The organism is Bryobacter aggregatus MPL3, assembly GCF_000702445.1.
GTDB classification, from domain to species: Bacteria; Acidobacteriota; Terriglobia; order Bryobacterales; family Bryobacteraceae; genus Bryobacter; species Bryobacter aggregatus.
On the sequence record NZ_JNIF01000003.1, the window covers coordinates 1753510 to 1769493 of the forward strand.

The following is a 15984-nucleotide window of genomic DNA, read 5'->3' on the forward strand; positions in this document are numbered from 1 at the left end:
TCCCTCCTCAACGCCACCAAGCAAGCTGCCAGAGAATTTCTATTTCGCCTTCACTCGGAGTAGGATTGCTTCGGGTGCCGCAAACTGATTCTGTTGCGGGCTCCGCGTTTCGACATTCCCTGCCACATAAATCACCTGTTCGAGCGCCGCACTGCCCGGTAGCGCCGCCAACGTAAAGCCACGCTTGGTTTCCTCTTCGTTCACCAGCACTCCGTTGAGACCAACATCCAACACCCGCACCGAGGGTGGCAGATTCAGCACCGAAATGGGAATCCGCCCCTTGAAGCCATTCTGCCGCTCGACGGTCAGGTTCACGTCCGCCGTCCCACCCGCTTCAATCTCCACCACCTTCGTGATCGCCGACACCGTAATATCCGGCTTCGGCATCATGGAAAGCAGCTTCAGCTGGTCTTCCTGGTTCGCATAGCGCGCCAGTTTCCCGGCCCGGCCCACCACTTCAATCGGTGTTGCCTGGCCGGCAACGCTCAAACTCGCGTCGCTCTTCAGCAGAATCGTGGCAAACACCTGTCCCGGCGGCATCACGGAGGGAGTCGCGCTTACACCTTTCGGCAAGCCTTCGACGCGCAACTCAATCGGTCCATCGAAGCCGTCCATCCGGAAGGCCTGCACGGTGATCGGTACAGCCGCTCCGGGGGGCAGATTCGGATTCCGCGGCGTCATCGACAGACGGAAATCTGGTTCCGCATGGCGCGCCGTCAAGCGGTAGGGCTGCGCCTTGGCGAGCTCTCCCCGTACATCGCGCAAACGCAGTTGGTACTCTCCATCGGCGGGCGCGGTGAAGTGCAGCAGTGAATCCTTGCTATAGCCCGGGCCGCCATCGTCATTGCGATAGTAGAGCCGGGTTAGTGGCAAGCCATTCGAGGTGAACTTCGCTCCGGCCGGATGTACCTGCACCTTATAGATACTGCTATCGATTGCATGGGCTTCCGCCGTCGTGTCCAGGTAGGTGATCCGCTGGCCATTGAAATTCTCGAAGATCATGTCGTCGTCCGGCGTTTTCGGCATCGCGCTCACCTGAATGACTTCGCCGCCGAGCATCACATAGTCACCCACCTGGATCGCGTTCCAGGAGTTGATGCGAATGCCGCGCGAGGCGCTGTCATGGTCGCGCAGCGTCGTGGTTGTTTCCCACACCGGACGCAACACCGCGCGCTCAATCGATTGGCCCTGCGCATCCACCACTTCGAGGAAGGAGTCGACATCACTCCCCGCCCGCTTTGCGTCCACTTCAAACACCAGCTTCTCGCCCTTCTTCGCTGCAAAGCGGAAGCTCGCCTCCTTCTTCAACTTGCCATTCACCGTCACCGGCAAACTGAGGGAATTCACCCCTTCCTTGGCCTCTACTTCGGGATGCTGGCCCAGTTCCAAGCGCACTTCATTGAACGATAGACCTGTTGAAAGCTTCGGCCGGGTGAGCACCGCAAAGGCATCGCGTTCGCTCGGCACTCCCTGCACCTCAAACTCGCCACTCCCGACATGCAGACCCTCCACCTTCACCTTGGCCTGCTTCCCTTGCTGCAAACCCAGCGGATACACGCTCGACACATAGGGAAACTCGCCGGCCTTCAAACGATAGAAGTGGCTCGCCCGGCCGCTTTGTTGAAAGTCGGTGATCTGCAGATAATAGTTGCCTTCTTTGGCAAAGCGGTAAGAAAAGGCCTTGACGCTACTCCCCCCATCCTGTCCAAATTCTGCGAGCACACTTTGATCCTCATTCAGAATCCGCACCACCGGCTGCAGCGTGCTTCCCAGCAGCATGCCCCCATTCTCAAAGCTCAGTTCCTGCCCGGCCCGCACCTTGATCTTGTACGTATCGACATCTCCATTGCGGCTGATGGCGCCGGTAAAGATGGCAGGGAGATAGACCTCTGTCGCATTGTCCACGCTATCGTTGGGCTCGACATCGGCAGCCTCTCCAAAGAACGGCTCCACCAGAAAAGTCCCCATCGGGCTGGTCCCCAGCGGGGTCAGCAAGCGGAAGTTCACCGGGCCCACGACAGCCTCGCCACTAATCTCCACTTCCACCGTCACCAGATTGCGCGGCGGCATCGGACCAAGATCAATCGACGACACGCCCCCGTTCGCACCCAGGCGCAGCTCGGCCTGATCCGGCAGTTCCTTCACACGAAGAATCTTTCCGGTGACACCCTTTTCGCTGAAGTAGATGGCCGAAGCGTTCGCCAGATTGAAGCCTTCGATCTCCATCTCCACGCTCATGCCACGCGCGACTCCAAGCGGCGCCACGCGCGATAGGGTCGGCGGTGTCATGCGGCTTCCGCTCGGCCAATCGCTCGCCTTCTGCGCAAATACACAACTCGCGCTCAACAATAGAACTGCAATTCGTTTCCTCATGGCACCAGCTCCGTAATGAGTAAGCTCCCGTTCATTCTGCCAATCGCCACCCGCGCGCCATCGGGCGAGTATTCGAGTCCATAGCTCCAATCGGGTTGATTGCCAAGGCTCTTTTGCTCCGACAAATCCGAGGCGCGGAACAACTTCACACTGCGGTCCGCCGAACTCGAGAGCAGATACTTTCCATCGCGGCTCCACACCACCCGCAAGATCGCGTCTTCATGCGCAATCATCGAATTGCGCAGCGTCGCGCCTTTTTCCTCGAGAGACCAAACACGGATCGTCTTATCCTGTCCGGCGGCCACAATGCTCTTTCCGTCGGGCGACACTGCGACGCTATTAACGCCGTCGGTCGGCTCGCTCATCGTGAACAGGCGCTCGCCCGTCTCGGGGTTCCACACCTTGATACTGCGGTCGGCCGCTCCGCTCACCAGACGCTTCCCATCGGGTGTGAAGGCGATCGAGTAGATCGCATCGATATGGTCCTTCAGCGTGCGAATCGCTTTGCCTGTCTCGGCATCCCAAAGCTGGATCAGCTTGTCATAGCTCGACGTCGCGATGGTCTTGCCATCGGGTGAGATTGAAAGGCCATAAATGCAATCAGAGTGGCCGTTGATCGTTGCCTTCAGCGTCCCATCCGCATTCCAGATTTTCACCTCGCCCTTGCGGCCGGGGGCTCCCCCCGCCGCGGCAAGATACTTGCCATCGGGGCTCCAGGCCAGCGCGCGCACCGCATCGGCATGGCCGATCAGCTTGGCGGTCTCGATCTTTCCCGTCGCATCGAGGAGCCGCACTTCCTGATAGCCGCCAACTGCGATCGCCTTGCCATCCGGCCGCCAGGCGAGCGTATAGATCTGCCGCAGTGCGGGCGAAGCACCCACCAGCGGCAATCCAAACACGAGTGCCAGAAATTGCCGTCTCATTGGTTAAACAGAAACTCCTTGCTCGTCAGCAGCGCCCACATCAGGTCTTCCGCACTCTGCCGCCGCGATTGCAACAACGCTTCGGTCGTGCCCTTGGCGAGCCGCGAAGACCGCAGCAACTCGGCCGCGCGCTGCTTCTCGCTGTCCTTCGGGTAGCGTCCAAAGGCCGACAGATACACCTGCTCAATCATCCGCTGGTCGCTGATGCCGAGCTTCAGAAACAGGCTCACGGACCCATCCTTCGCCATCAACTTCCGGTTCAGTGTCTCGCCATTGATCACATGCAGGGCCTGTGCAATGCTCGGGTCACTCGATCGCTCACCCGCATCGCAGATCACCCGCTTCGGACGCCCGAACACCGTCAGAAACTCGCTCTTCACCTGTACATCCGGCAACTGCAACGCGCGGGTGCCGGCAGGGAAGCCATCAAAGCTGGTCGCAACGCCTGTCACCTGGCTCATCGAATCGAGCAGCACCTCGGCAGGCAAGCGCTTCAGCAGGTAATGCGAGTAATACTTGCCGTCATTCTGATTCGAGGCATTCGGCTCGCTGGAGAGTTGATAGGTGCCGGAATTCATGATCGTGCGGATCAACCGCTTCACATCGAAGTCCTTCGTGAAGTCTTGCACCAGCGCGTCGAAGAGTTCTTCGTTCGATGCCGGGTTCGTCGCGCGGACATCGTCGATCGGATCGGTCAGGCCGCGGCCCATGAAGTTCCCAAATACGCGGTTGACGAGGTTGCGTGCGAAGAACTGATTCTTCGGAGACGTCAGCCACTTCGCAAAGTGAACCCGGCGATCCTCCGTGCTGTCCAGGCTCATCTCCGCGCCATCGAGCGGTGTCGGATTCAGCGGCCGCAGCAAGCGCGGATGCATCACGTCGCCGCTCGTGCGGGCAAACACGACCGTCTCGCCTGCACTGTCGCCATTCTTCAGGCCAACCCGCGCAAACAGATTTGCCATCTGGTAATACTGCTTCTGCGTCCACTTCTCGAGCGGATGATTGTGGCAACGGGCGCAGGTGAGACGCTGGCCGAGGAAGGCCTGCGTCACATTCTCGGTGAGATCAATCGGATCCTTGTGCAGCACAAAGTAGTTCAGCGCGCCGTTCTGCCGGGTGCTGCCGCTTGAAGTCAGAAGCTCGGTCGCAAACTTGTCCCAGGGCTTGTTCTCTTTGACGCTCTCGCGAATCCAGTTGTAGAAACTCTGCGTGCCCACCGCGCCGAGCTTGCGCGAGCTCACCAGCATCAGGTCGCTCCACTTGTAGGCCCAGTAGTCGGTGAACTCGTCCTTTGCCAGAATCGTCTCGATCAGCTTCGCGCGCTTATCGGGGCTCTTGTCGGCCAGAAAATTCTCCACCTCTTCGGCACTCGGCAGAATGCCCGCTGCGTCCAGATAGGCCCGGCGGATGAACATGTCATCGGGTGCAGGCGCGGACGGTTCCAGATTGATGGCCTTCAGCTTTGCCAGAACCAGCTTGTCAATGTAGTTGTTCTGCGAGAAGCGTTCATACTTCTCCGGCGCCACCGCATTCGCACTCGGCACGGCAACTCGCGCATAGAGCACTTTGCTCGAGTACCACAGCGTAATCGCTGCCTCGCCCTGGCCGGTCATCTTCACCCGGCCGGTGGCATCATCCACTTGCGCGACACCCTCGTCGTTCGAGCTGTACTTGGCCCAGCGCGTCACATCTTCAAAACGTCCATCGCTATAGCGGGCGCGCACTACCAGTTGCTGCTCGGAACCTGGCTTGAGCGCTGCGCTCTTCGGATAGACTTCGAGGCCCACGACTTCCGCATCCTTGGCGGAAGGAGCCACTGCCCCGGCTTCAATCCACTCGCGAATCACCCGGTACTCGAGCGAATCCTTCTTCAACAAACGGCCGCCCCCATGCGGAATCGCAAAGGACGCCTTCTGCAACAGCAGACTCTTCTCCGGATCGGAAAGCACCACCCGGCGGCCCTGGCTCTGGTGAGTCAAGGTGTCGTAATCTACTTCCGGATCGTAGCCGCGCAGGGTCAGCTTAAAGCCATTCTTGCCGGCGAGCGCTCCATGGCAAGCACCCTGGTTGCAACCGCGCTTGCTCAGCACTGGAATCACATGCTCGCGGAAACCCCAGGCAAAATTCGCACCGTAGTTTTTGACGTTCACCTGCGTTGTCGCCACCACGTCCCCAGACTTCGCCGTGATGGTCGCGACACCGTCCGACTTAGGGGTCAGCATTCCGGCTGCGTCTACTTCTGCTACAGCCGGATTGGAGGACGACCACTGGGCCGTCCGGGTCCAGTCCTCTTGCAATGCACCCACTGTCGCCTCCGCCAGCATCTGCTGACGGCTTTCTTTCGAGTGGAGGGTAATCTTCTCGGGATAGAGCTTCAACTGTGCTGGCGCGGCCCAAAGACCGGCCGAGACCAACACGCCACAAAGAAATCGTTTCATCACTGTCGCCTTAACTGAGCACTTCGTGGATCGGCTCGACTCCGCGGTCCACCAGCGGAATCGGACGGCCTTGCGAACCGGGGAGTTCGAGTGACAGATCCACGCCAAGCCCTTTGTAAATCGTTGCGGCCACTTCCGCCGGAGTAGTGGGCCGGTCCTTGGGATAAGCGCCAATCTCGTCCGAGGCGCCCACGATCGTGCCGCCTTTTAACGGCCCGCCGCCCATCAGAATGCTCCAGCACAAGGGCCAATGATCGCGGCCACCAGCCGGATTGATCTTTGGCGTCCGGCCAAACTCGCCGCAAGCCACCACCATCGTGTTTTTCAGCAAGCCACGCTCGCTCAAGTCTTCGAGCAACGAGGCATAAGCATGATCGAACATCGGGCCAACCAGATCTTTGTAGCAACTGATCGGGGAGAAGGGCTTCGAACCATGAATGTCCCAGGTGATCTCATCAAACACCGTCTCGAACATATTCACCGTGACAAAGCGAACTCCGGCCTCCACCATGCGGCGCGCCAGCAGACAACTCTGTCCAAAGCGATTCAGCCCATACTTCTCGCGCACCGCCTCTGGTTCGCGATGCAGCTCAAACGCTTCGCGCGCCTTCTGGCTCGACATCAGCGTGTAGGCCTGGTGGAAGGTACTGTCCATCAGACGGGCGTCCTGCGAGGTCTCAAATCGATTCACCGCATGGTCGACAGCTTCGCGCCAATTGCGGCGGCGATCGACGCGCATGGCGCTCAGATAGTCCGGAGGCAACATATCGGGAACGCGGAAGTTTGGGTCGCTCGGGTCTGCGTTCAACACAAAGGGATCAAAAGTCTTGCCCAGAAACCCGGCGCTCTGTCCATGTGGCATATTGCCGCCCGTGTTCCCGATTGGCCGCGGCAACAGCACATGCGCCGGCACATCGCCCTTGGGGCCCTTCAACTTGCTCAGCACACACCCGATGTGCGGATGCTCGACGCCGCCTTGAAAAAGCCGGCCCGTCTGCATCATCTGATGGCCGGTATCGTGCACAGCGGCTGCGGTATGGTTCATGCCGCGAATGATGGAGTACTTATCCGCATGCTTGGCCATGCGCGGAAAGTTCTCGCTGATCTCAATTCCCGGAACATTCGTCTTGATCGCCTGGAACGGCCCGCGAATCTCGCTCGGCGCGTTGGGCTTCATATCCCAGGTATCGAGCTGGCTTGGCGCGCCCACCAACATCAGAAAGATGCAGTTCACGTCGGATTTGGTCTGGTCAACTGCGCCCATCGCCTTCAGTGCGGTGAACTGCGTCATCCCAAGTCCAAGCATCGATAGGGATCCGGCATGGAGAAAGTCTCTCCGTCGCGATCCATCGCAGAACTCCACAGATTTGTCAGCGTCGAATCGGAACATGGCGTAGCGTCTCCAAGCGAAAGATTTGTCCAGATTCTATCGTTCTTGGAGAACGAACGCTACGGTATCCCCTTGTGCGCGGCTGCGGAGCGCTGTTTCCAGATTTTTTCTGACGGACAAAAGTTTCGGATGCCGCGCCCGCAGTGTCTTCTCAAAAATCGACAGCGCCCGCCGGTACAGCCGGATCGCCTCATCCTGGCGGCCCTCATCGAGCAACAAGCTTCCCAAGTTATTCAATGCCAGCGCCACATCCGGATGCGATTTGCCAAGCAGCTTCTTCTGAATCGCAATCGAGCGCCGGTAATGCTCCTCTGCCTCCCGATTCTTGCCTTGCGCCGCCAGCAAGGCCGCCAGGTTGTTCAGGTTGATCGCTACCTCGGAATGGTCCGGGCCATACAGTGTGGTGAACACACGTAAGGCATGCCGGTAAATGGGTTCGGATTCGTCGTAGCGCCTCAGTCCATCGAGAATTCCGGCATACGCCGCGCCGTCGGCAACGCTCTGTGGGTGCTCTTTTCCCAGATGGGCGATGGAGATTTCCCAGGCCCTGTACCCTGGTTCCAGTGCTTCTTCATAGCGGCCGGCGGCATGGAGAATCCCACCAATGTTGTGATAGATCGAGCTCAGCTCCAGCGCCTCTTCTCCATAGGTCTCCCGCATGTTTTGCAACGCGCTGCGATATAAAGCGAGCCCGGCGGTAAAGCGCCCGGCATATTTGTAAACAACGGCTAAGTTATTCTGCGAGGTGGCCGTTTCCGGATGCTGCTCGCCAAAGTGACTGCGATTCCGCCGCAGCGCCTCCTTCAGATACTTCTCCGCATTCCTGTAATCCCCCAGCTCGCGATAGACCGTTCCTAGAATGCTGCGCGAGCGGGCGCGAATCCGCACCGCGTCTTCTCCCCGAAAGCGTCGCCCAAGTCCATCTGTAATCGCCATGCTCCGTCTTGCGTGGGCAAGCGCTTCCGCATAGCGTTGCAGCTTGTTCTCTAGCTCCGCGACGTCGTTCAGCAGATTCGCGACGTCGGGGGAGGCCCCGCCTTCCAACATCTCAAAGCTAGCCAGTGCCCGCAGCAATGCGGTCAGCGCCTCTGCAAAGCGGCATTTCGATACCAGCACCCAGGCCTTTTCCTGCATAGCAATCGCGTCGCTCAGGGTCATGGGTGGGCAATCACCAGCAGCGTCTTGGCACGTTGAAAGACGCATTCTAAACATTGGCGCATGTTGTCCGGGTCGAGGGCCGCGAAGCTTTCATCGAGCAGCACCAGATCGCCTCCCTGGAGCAGGGCCCGTCCGAGAAAGAGCCGGCTGCGTTCTCCCTGTGACAGCTGCCAGCCTGTCTCTCCCACCATCGTTTCCATTCCCGAGGGCATCCGGGCGAGCAGCGGGCCGAGGCCCAATTCCTGGCACAGCTCCCAGGCCTCTTTCTTGTCTTGTTCCGTATGCGGATCAGCCCGGCCCAGCAACAGATTGAAGCAGAAGCTTGCTGCCATCAGATGATTCTCGTGAAACTGCGGCACTGTCACAATTCGCTGCCTCCATCCGGCATCGCCGAGAGTCTGCCGGTCGAGGCCCGAGGCAAGCAGCAGCCCAGCCTGGGGTGGCCGTAACCCGGCCAGAATCGCTGCCAGTGTCGATTTCCCGCCTCCTGAGCCCCCCTCCAATAACAGGAAGTCTCCCCGCCGGATCGTCAAGCTGCACCCCTGCAGCGTTGGTTCCCGGCGTCCGGCATGGGTGAACATAAGCTCCTGCACATCCAGCACGGTATCTGTCGCGCCCATTGTCGCTCGTAGGATTCCTTCTTCTGGCACACGGCCTGCCGCTGTAAAGATCGGCTTCACCAACGTCCAGGAGACCCAGGCCGCGCCCAGGCGTGCCATTCCAAATGCGAATCGCGACAATGCCGCATAGGCAAACAGGATGCCTCCCAGGCTCAGGGCCAATTGGGTGGTTGATAACTCCGCACTCAGAAAAGCCGGGACCAAGCTGGCTATTCCCACCAGCAGATAGCCGCGTGGCATGACGCTCGACAGCCACGCCGTTGTCTGGTCCATCCGCCGTGACAAGTTCAGATAGCCCACATTCTCGGTATCTTCCTCGACATGCCAATCTGCTGGCGGCTGCTGGGCCAGCCGTGTCCGGTGCCCTGTCATCTTCTCCACCAAGCGGTGCGTCAGCCGCAGCCGCTCGCTGGTCCAGGCTGCCCGCTGCCGTGTGTTCCAGGCCGCTACCAACAAGTTCGCTGCCACCCAGATCCCGAATCCTGCGACCGTCAGCCAGGGTGTGACGCCCTGCGACAGAATGCCTGCTGCAAACAACAGCTCCAAGAGCGCGAGCACCGTCAACATCCCACCGCCCACTGCACTTCGTTCAATGGACTCCGCCTCCATCGATTGGCTCAGCAGTTGTCCGGCGCCCATCCGCTTCATCAGGTCTGCGTCGATCGTCATCGCTCCTGCCAACAGGCGCTGCTTCAGCAAGCCTCCCAGGCCCACGGCGAAGGTTCCTTCCAGCCAGGTGCTGAGCGATCGCAAAGGCAGCGTTGTTGCCAGACATAGGGCCCAGGCCAGCACCCACCCACGATCGAGACGGCCGCTCAAGGCACCTTGTCCAATCGCGGCCCAGGCAAGCAACAGCATTCCGGTTGCCGCAATGTGGCAGAGCAACAGGCTGAGAAAGCGGCGCAACAGCCCGGTCTCTCGCATCTGCTTCCAGAAGCAGCCACCCGGCGGACGCGCGGCCCCCTCCACTTCCTGATCCACCCTGCCAGTTGGAGCAGGCAATGCGGCGATCGCCGCCTTTAGACGTGGCTCCACTGTTTGGCCCCCTCTTCTTGCAAGCGACCCTTCTCCAGACGCAAGCGGCGCCACATCTTGTGATTCCACAGATGGCGGCGCAGCATCTCCTCCTGGTCATAAAGCGCCCGGTAGCGTGAGCCCGCCTGCTCAAACAGCACCCGTGGATTCCCGTCTTCGAGAATCCTGCCTTCTTCCATCACCAGCACGCGCGAGAAGGCCATCGTGTCCACGACATCGTGTGTGATGCAAAACATCGTCGCCTGGGGGAATCGATTCCGCACCCGCCCGACAAAGTCCTGACGTTGTCTGCGATCGAGGCCGCGCGCCGGCTCATCGAGAATCGCCAGACGAACTCCGTCCCGAGCCATCGCCCGTCCCATGCGTACCCGTTGTCCCTCGCCACCCGACACCAGACGTCCGCCTTCTCCGAGCCTGGTTTGCAAGCCCTCGGGCAAGCGCTGCAATACGCTCGACAGTTCCGCATCCTCAACCGAGCGACCGATTCTCTCGCCCGCCGAGGCATCATTGCCATAACTAAGATTGGCAAACAGGCTGTCCTCAAAGAGCTGGACTTGCGGATCGATCCACGCCGTCTCACGGCGCAAGCGCGACAGCCGCTTCGCATCGAGAACTTCGCCATCCACCAGCACTCGCCCTGCCACCGGCTGATGCCAGCCGAGCAGCAATCCAACGAGAGAACTCTTTCCTGCGCCCGACAATCCCACCACGGCGACCTGTTCCCCCGGCGCCACCTGCAACGACACGCCATTCAGAATCGGATGCCCCGCGGCTGCGACGCGCACCTCTTCCAGTTCGATTGCGACACCGGTGGTCTTGCACTCTCCCGCCTCTGGCGCCGTTACTACTTCTTCTGGGGAACCGAGCGGTTCGAGAAAGCGCAGCATCGTATTGCGCAGCTCCGGATAGTTTCTGGCGAGGTTGGCGATCTGCTGTCCCAGCGCCGGAATCGCGAGCGCCCAATAGACGAGCAACAGCAATCCGGCGGGCTCGCTCGCTGCGGAGGCCTGGGTCCAAAGCAACCAGATCACCAAGGAAAAGACGCTCCACAACTGCAGCGCTTCGGCCTGCACCAGAAAGCGGAGCTGCCGGATTCCTGCCCGGCTCCACTGCGCCAACTGCCGCGCTTGCGCCCGGCGGAGTGTTCCTTCGGCCGCATGTGCCTGGATCGCAGTCACACCGAGCAGTGCATCCAGATAGAAGCGGCTCAGCGATCCTGTCAACTCCCGCACCCGCATGTCCCGCTCCTGCATCCCCGCCTGGCAGAACAACGGAACGCCTACCGCAGCGATGGCGGCAAGACCAGCGGGCAGCCAGGCCTGCGGAAAGAAGTAGCCAATTCCCAGTACGGTGAAGCCCAGTGCAAACACAAGCTTTGCCAATTGCGCGGCGAGTTCGGGCAACTGCCGCAGCATCTGGATCGAATGCGCCCGATAGGCCATATCCGACACCAGACGCGACTGGAAGTAGCGATCCCCGAGCAGCGGAATTTTCGAGAGAAACTGCATGCGCAAGCGACTCTCCAGTTGTCGCCCGAGACGCAGTAAACTCAATTCCGCCGGCCACTCCAGCAACAGCAACCCGCAAAGGAATCCCGCAACAAGGCCAAGTGCCGCGATCCTCTGGCCGCTCAACGTCAAATGTTTCGCCAGGTCGAACAGGCTGCGAAACAAGAGCGCTTCTACGACTGTTCCCGCCGCTGCGGCAAACAGCGCGAGCAGCAACAGGGCCGCGATTGCCCAGCCCGCCTCCCGCAGCGTGCGCCACAAGTGCAAGCCCGGTTGCGGCGGAGCTTCTGTCAGACTCAAGCGCAGTGCCTCCGGCAATGCTGTGATGTCCGCCTCCCCACACCCGGCTGCTTGCAAAAGCACCGCGCCCCGCAACCGCACCTGCGATTCGTCTCCTTCCACGGGACAAATCGACCAGTAGCGATCGGGAATCTCTCCCGGCTCCTGGCGCAATGCTGCCAGCGTCGCCGCTACTTCGCGATGGGCAATCTTGCGCTCGGCGACCAGCGCTTCGGTCAGGCGCAAGGCCGCATCGAGTGCGGCAAGGTCTTCCCACTGCGGCTGCGGCACTCCCAACGCCCGGCATCTCCGCGCCAGCGTTTTCTGATAGGTTTCAGACTCCGCCCAGCCCAGCCATGCCTCCCGTGGAATCGCCTGCTCATGCAGAAACAAGGAAGCAAGAAAATGTTCCCGCTTCATCCACAGGCGCCCCACCGATGGGTCCATCAACTGGACATAAGGGCCGTGTACCCGCCATAGCACCACAAAGTGCGTCGAGCCTCCCGCCAGCCGGGTGACCACGATCGCAGGCAGGCAAGCACTCTCCGGCAGCAGCAGAAGATCGGGCGGCATCATCATCTGCGTCACTTCCATCCCGAGCCGCTGCGCGGTCTCTTCCATCGTGTCGATCGACGTGCCATCGACATCGGTTTGGCAGGCCTCGCGCAGGCGGCCATAAGAGAGATAGCGATGGTAGCCCCCAAAGAGAGCCTTCAGCGATGCGGGCCCGCAATCCATTGAAGAGCTCTGGATCACCTCGGGCACAAACCACCGGCGGCTCATGGCCTTCCCAACTGCGGTGCGCTCAGCGCCTGCCCGGCACTGCGCAACAACAAAGCGGCCGGTGCAATGCGCTCTACTTCAATCTCCACCGCGCCGGGCATTCCATGTTCGAGAGGCATACGCAGTGTCTGGTCCGCATCGATATACAACTCGACGCGTACCTGCTGATCGCGAATCTCCTGCGCCACCCGCGATACTGTTGCCTGCACCGCACCAAACTCGGCCCAGGGAAACCCCTGCAGACGCATCCGCGCTTTCTGTCCCGCGCGGATGCGTCCGAACGCTGCGGGTGCGGGATAAACTCCGGCAATCATCAGAGCCCCGCTCGGGAGAATCGACCCCAGTTTTTCGCCCTCCTGCACCACCGCGCCCACTCGCAGGAGCAGGCTCTCGGCGAGCCTCCCTCCGATTGGCGCGCGTACCTTCTTGCGTTCGATCTCATAGCCCAGCTTCTCGATCGCCGCGCCGATTGTGCTTCGCTCGCTCTCGAGTTTGACGATCTCGGAGCGAATCCTCTCGATGCGCACATCGCGCTCGCGATCTTTTGTCGCCTGCTCCTGGGCCAGCCTGCCCGGCGCCGCTTCGAGTGTGACGACGCTGGCCCGTAAGCGCCGCAACTCCGCTGCGCTCCGGTCCAGATCCCGTGCCGCCACCAGCCCAGCCACGCTCAGCTTCTGCGTCCGCTTCCATTCGTCTTCGGCAAACTGCATTGCGGCCTCGGCCTCCCGAATGCGGCTCTGCGCCTCCACTCCGAGCGATTTCGCGCTCCGCTGTTCTGCCTCGCGCGCGGCCTCTTCGGCCTGCAACTGGTTGCGCAGCCGCGCGATCTCCGGGGCAAGCCCAATTGCTCGTACCTGTTCCTGCCGCATTTGCAATTGGTCCGGCGCGGCATCGATTTCCACCATCACCTCGCCCTGCTTCACCAACTGCCCGGCGCGCAGGCTGGTCTTGACCACCCGGCCGGCAAAGGGAGCTTGCACAGGATAGGTGGAGGCATCGAGCTCGAGACGCGCCTCGCTGCTCACTTCATAGAGCGACACCGGAATTTGTGTCGCCCACCACATCCATCCCCCGAGCAACGCCAGTCCTGTCGCAATCGCCAGCACGCTCCCCCCGCTGCGTTCCTGCAGGAGTGCGAGATAGGTTTTGCTGAAGGCCGTCATGGATTCTCAAAAGGACATGCGCGATTTGAGAAAGAAATCGATCATCGCCTCTCGGGTTTTTGTGCGAAAGCTCGTCTATCCCCAATCAGACGAATCACTTACACCGTTCTTTCGGCCTACAGCAATCCAGTCTCCAATCGAGGATCGCTCCCGGGAAAAACTCATTCCCTTGCTATTCTTGAATCGGAAAGATGCTTTCGCCCCGATTAGATGTCCGAGTCTCGCAAAAGCAGACACTGACCCCTGGCCTGGTCCAGTTGGTGACAGTCCTCCAACTGAATCGGCTGGAGCTGCGCGACATGATCACGCAGGAACTGGTGGCCAATCCGTTTCTTGATGAGACCGAAGGCGAAGAGCTCACCCCCCAGGAAATCCAGACTCTCCTCGAAGCCGAACGCATCAGCGACCCGAGCGATCAAGCGGTCATGGAAATGCTCGAAACGCCGCCCGCTGCTTCCTATGAAGCGGAAGGCGAGTACGAAAGCCGGGCTGCTGAAGCCGCCCAGGACAACCCGAATGCGGTCGAAGAAGCCCCCAAAGCCGCCGATCCTTTCGATGAAATCGATTTCGGCTCTTACTTTGACGAGTATCTCGACCCCGGCCACAAAACACCCGCGGGCGAAGTTTCTGAGAAGGCCTCTTTTGAGACTTTCCTGAGTTCTCCCGTCACTTTGGCGAGCCATCTGACTTCGCAACTGAGCCTGATTCTGATGAACGACTCGGAGCGCGAAGCTGCCGAGGCAATCATCGGCAACCTCGACGAGAACGGCTATCTGCTCGAGCCGCTCGAAGAAATCGGCCGCTCCGAAGGTCTGACTTTCGACGACATGGAAGATGGTCTCGAGATTGTCCAGAGCCTCGACCCGGCAGGCATCGGTGCGCGCGACATGCGCGAATGCCTCATGCTGCAGCTCAAGAGCAATGGAGCCAAGGGCGGCGTTGCCTGGCAGATTGTCAGCGACCATATGCGCCTGCTTGAGCGCCGTGAGTTCAAAGAGATTGCAAAGCTTCTGGGACGTCCGCAGGAGCATATCGACATTGCGCTCCAGGTGATCCGCAAGCTCGACCCGCACCCTGGCCTTCGTTATTCCAGCCAGGCACCCCAAACCGTCGAGCCCGACGTCTACATCTTTAAGGAAGGCGAAGACTACCTGATCCAGCTCAACGACGAGGACATGCCGCAGATCCGCCTGAATCCGGGCTATCGCCGGATGCTCGACAAGGATCAGGCGCCGGAGAAAGACGTTCGCAACTACATCCGCGAACGTTATTCGAGCGCGCTCATGCTCATGAAGAACATTGAGCAGCGGCGTCAGACCATTCTCAAGGTCTGCCAGTGTGTCGTTGAACGCCAGCGGGACTTTCTCGAGGATGGTCTGGATTTCATCCAGCCGATGATGATCAAAGATCTTGCTGAAGAGATTGGCGTTCATCCGTCCACCGTTAGCCGCGCTGTCGCCGGCAAGTACGTCCACACGCCGCAAGGTGTCTTCGAACTCCGATTTTTCTTCTCAGAAGCCGTCCAGGGCCCTGCGGGCGCTGGCACCGCGTTGCTCGTTCTCAAAAGAAAGGTGAAGAAGATGATCGAGGACGAAGACTCCGCGCACCCCCTCACCGACGACCAGATCACCGCACGTCTCAACGACGAAGGTATCCAGGTCACACGCCGTACCGTGGCCAAATACCGCGAAGATCTCAAGATCCCTTCAACGCACCATCGGCGCGTTAAGAAATAGAGACAGCCCAGTATGAAGACTCACTACACCGGAAAACTCGAGCCGCTCACGAAGGAGCAGCAGAAGAATCTCGACACTCACTTCGCCAAAATTGGCAAGCTTGTCGACCGAAAGGGAGAACGCGAAGCGCACATCGTGCTCACCAGTGTCCGCTTCAGTAAAAAAGCCGAAGTCACGATGAACTACTACGGCAAGCAGGCTTGCGGCACGGCCACGCATAAAGATCAGTTCCTGGCTCTCCTGGCTGCGATCAGCAAGCTGGAGATCCAGATGCAGAAGCTGCACAGTAAGTGGTCCGACGCCAAGCGCCACGGTGACGGCATGAACGGCAAAAAGAGTCCCGTTCCCAGCGCGCCTGCGGCTCCTGAACCGAAGGCGAAGAAGACCAACGGGGCCGCCACCAGCTACGGCCCGGCCAAGATCCAGCGCAGCGCAAAGCCCCTTACTCTGGAAGAAGCCCCGCTTGCGCTGAAGGCCTCTTCCACCTATCTTCTGTTTGAAGAAACTTCTTCCGGCCAGGTCTACATCATTGCTCGCCGTGCCGACGGCGGCCTGGACCTCATTGAAGCCAGATAGCT

The 15984-nt window shown here is 60.1% G+C and carries 10 protein-coding genes; 2 read left to right on the forward strand and 8 right to left on the reverse strand.

Annotated features, from left to right (window positions below; translation table 11 throughout):
* Positions 1–39: 39 nt before the first annotated feature.
* The 8 genes from M017_RS0108360 to M017_RS0108395 are packed head-to-tail and all read right to left on the reverse strand — an operon-like array spanning position 40 to position 13670.
* The gene (locus tag M017_RS0108360) at positions 40–2373 is read right to left on the reverse strand and encodes a hypothetical protein (protein ID WP_155121310.1); all 2334 of its coding nucleotides are present in this window, start codon (positions 2371–2373) and stop codon (positions 40–42) included.
* Entirely contained in the window at positions 2370–3296 is a 927-nt protein-coding gene (locus M017_RS0108365; RefSeq protein ID WP_031497277.1) for a WD40 repeat domain-containing protein, read from the reverse strand. The genes M017_RS0108360 and M017_RS0108365 overlap by 4 nt, the downstream gene beginning before the upstream one ends.
* Positions 3293–5734 carry a DUF1549 domain-containing protein gene (locus M017_RS0108370; RefSeq protein WP_051669650.1) on the reverse strand — a complete coding sequence of 814 codons (2442 nt, stop codon included), beginning with the start codon at positions 5732–5734 and terminating at the stop codon, positions 3293–3295. Before M017_RS0108370 ends, M017_RS0108365 begins: the two co-directional genes overlap by 4 nt.
* 10 nt (positions 5735–5744) lie before the next feature.
* A complete protein-coding gene (locus M017_RS0108375; protein ID WP_031497281.1) occupies positions 5745–7124 on the reverse strand; it encodes a DUF1501 domain-containing protein in 1380 nt (459 codons plus the stop codon).
* 36 nt (positions 7125–7160) lie between these two features.
* Positions 7161–8282 (reverse strand): tetratricopeptide repeat protein, encoded by a 1122-nt coding sequence (locus tag M017_RS0108380; protein WP_031497283.1) that lies wholly within the window; start codon positions 8280–8282, stop codon positions 7161–7163.
* Positions 8279–9937 carry an ATP-binding cassette domain-containing protein gene (locus M017_RS0108385; RefSeq protein ID WP_155121311.1) on the reverse strand — a complete coding sequence of 553 codons (1659 nt, stop codon included), beginning with the start codon at positions 9935–9937 and terminating at the stop codon, positions 8279–8281. The genes M017_RS0108380 and M017_RS0108385 overlap by 4 nt, the downstream gene beginning before the upstream one ends.
* Positions 9922–12507: an ATP-binding cassette domain-containing protein gene (locus M017_RS0108390; protein ID WP_051669654.1), complete on the reverse strand. Its 2586-nt coding sequence runs from the start codon at positions 12505–12507 to the stop codon at positions 9922–9924. The genes M017_RS0108385 and M017_RS0108390 overlap by 16 nt, the downstream gene beginning before the upstream one ends.
* On the reverse strand, positions 12504–13670 hold the full coding sequence (locus M017_RS0108395; protein WP_031497289.1) for an HlyD family secretion protein: 1167 nt from the start codon (positions 13668–13670) through the stop codon (positions 12504–12506). Before M017_RS0108395 ends, M017_RS0108390 begins: the two co-directional genes overlap by 4 nt.
* A 191-nt stretch (positions 13671–13861) precedes the next feature.
* On the opposite strand from M017_RS0108395, the gene rpoN reads away from it, so the two are divergent.
* Both rpoN and M017_RS0108405 read left to right on the forward strand, forming a co-directional pair.
* The gene (rpoN, locus tag M017_RS0108400; RefSeq protein WP_031497291.1) at positions 13862–15406 is read left to right on the forward strand and encodes an RNA polymerase factor sigma-54; all 1545 of its coding nucleotides are present in this window, start codon (positions 13862–13864) and stop codon (positions 15404–15406) included.
* Positions 15407–15418: 12 nt separating this feature from the next.
* Complete coding sequence (locus M017_RS0108405) at positions 15419–15982, forward strand: HPF/RaiA family ribosome-associated protein (protein WP_031497293.1); 564 nt, start codon at positions 15419–15421, stop codon at positions 15980–15982.
* Positions 15983–15984 lie beyond the last annotated feature (2 nt).

Excerpts from the sequence above, each read along its gene's own strand:
- M017_RS0108360 (WP_155121310.1), bottom strand. The coding sequence starts at position 2,373 with ATGAGGAAACGAATTGCAGTTCTATTGTTGAGCGCGAGTTGTGTATTT.
- M017_RS0108365 (WP_031497277.1), bottom strand. The coding sequence starts at position 3,296 with ATGAGACGGCAATTTCTGGCACTCGTGTTTGGATTGCCGCTGGTGGGT.
- M017_RS0108370 (WP_051669650.1), bottom strand. The coding sequence starts at position 5,734 with ATGAAACGATTTCTTTGTGGCGTGTTGGTCTCGGCCGGTCTTTGGGCC.
- M017_RS0108375 (WP_031497281.1), bottom strand. The coding sequence starts at position 7,124 with ATGTTCCGATTCGACGCTGACAAATCTGTGGAGTTCTGCGATGGATCG.
- M017_RS0108380 (WP_031497283.1), bottom strand. The coding sequence starts at position 8,282 with ATGACCCTGAGCGACGCGATTGCTATGCAGGAAAAGGCCTGGGTGCTG.
- M017_RS0108390 (WP_051669654.1), bottom strand. The coding sequence starts at position 12,507 with ATGAGCCGCCGGTGGTTTGTGCCCGAGGTGATCCAGAGCTCTTCAATG.
- M017_RS0108395 (WP_031497289.1), bottom strand. The coding sequence starts at position 13,670 with ATGACGGCCTTCAGCAAAACCTATCTCGCACTCCTGCAGGAACGCAGC.
- rpoN (WP_031497291.1), top strand. The coding sequence starts at position 13,862 with ATGCTTTCGCCCCGATTAGATGTCCGAGTCTCGCAAAAGCAGACACTG.
- M017_RS0108405 (WP_031497293.1), top strand. The coding sequence starts at position 15,419 with ATGAAGACTCACTACACCGGAAAACTCGAGCCGCTCACGAAGGAGCAG.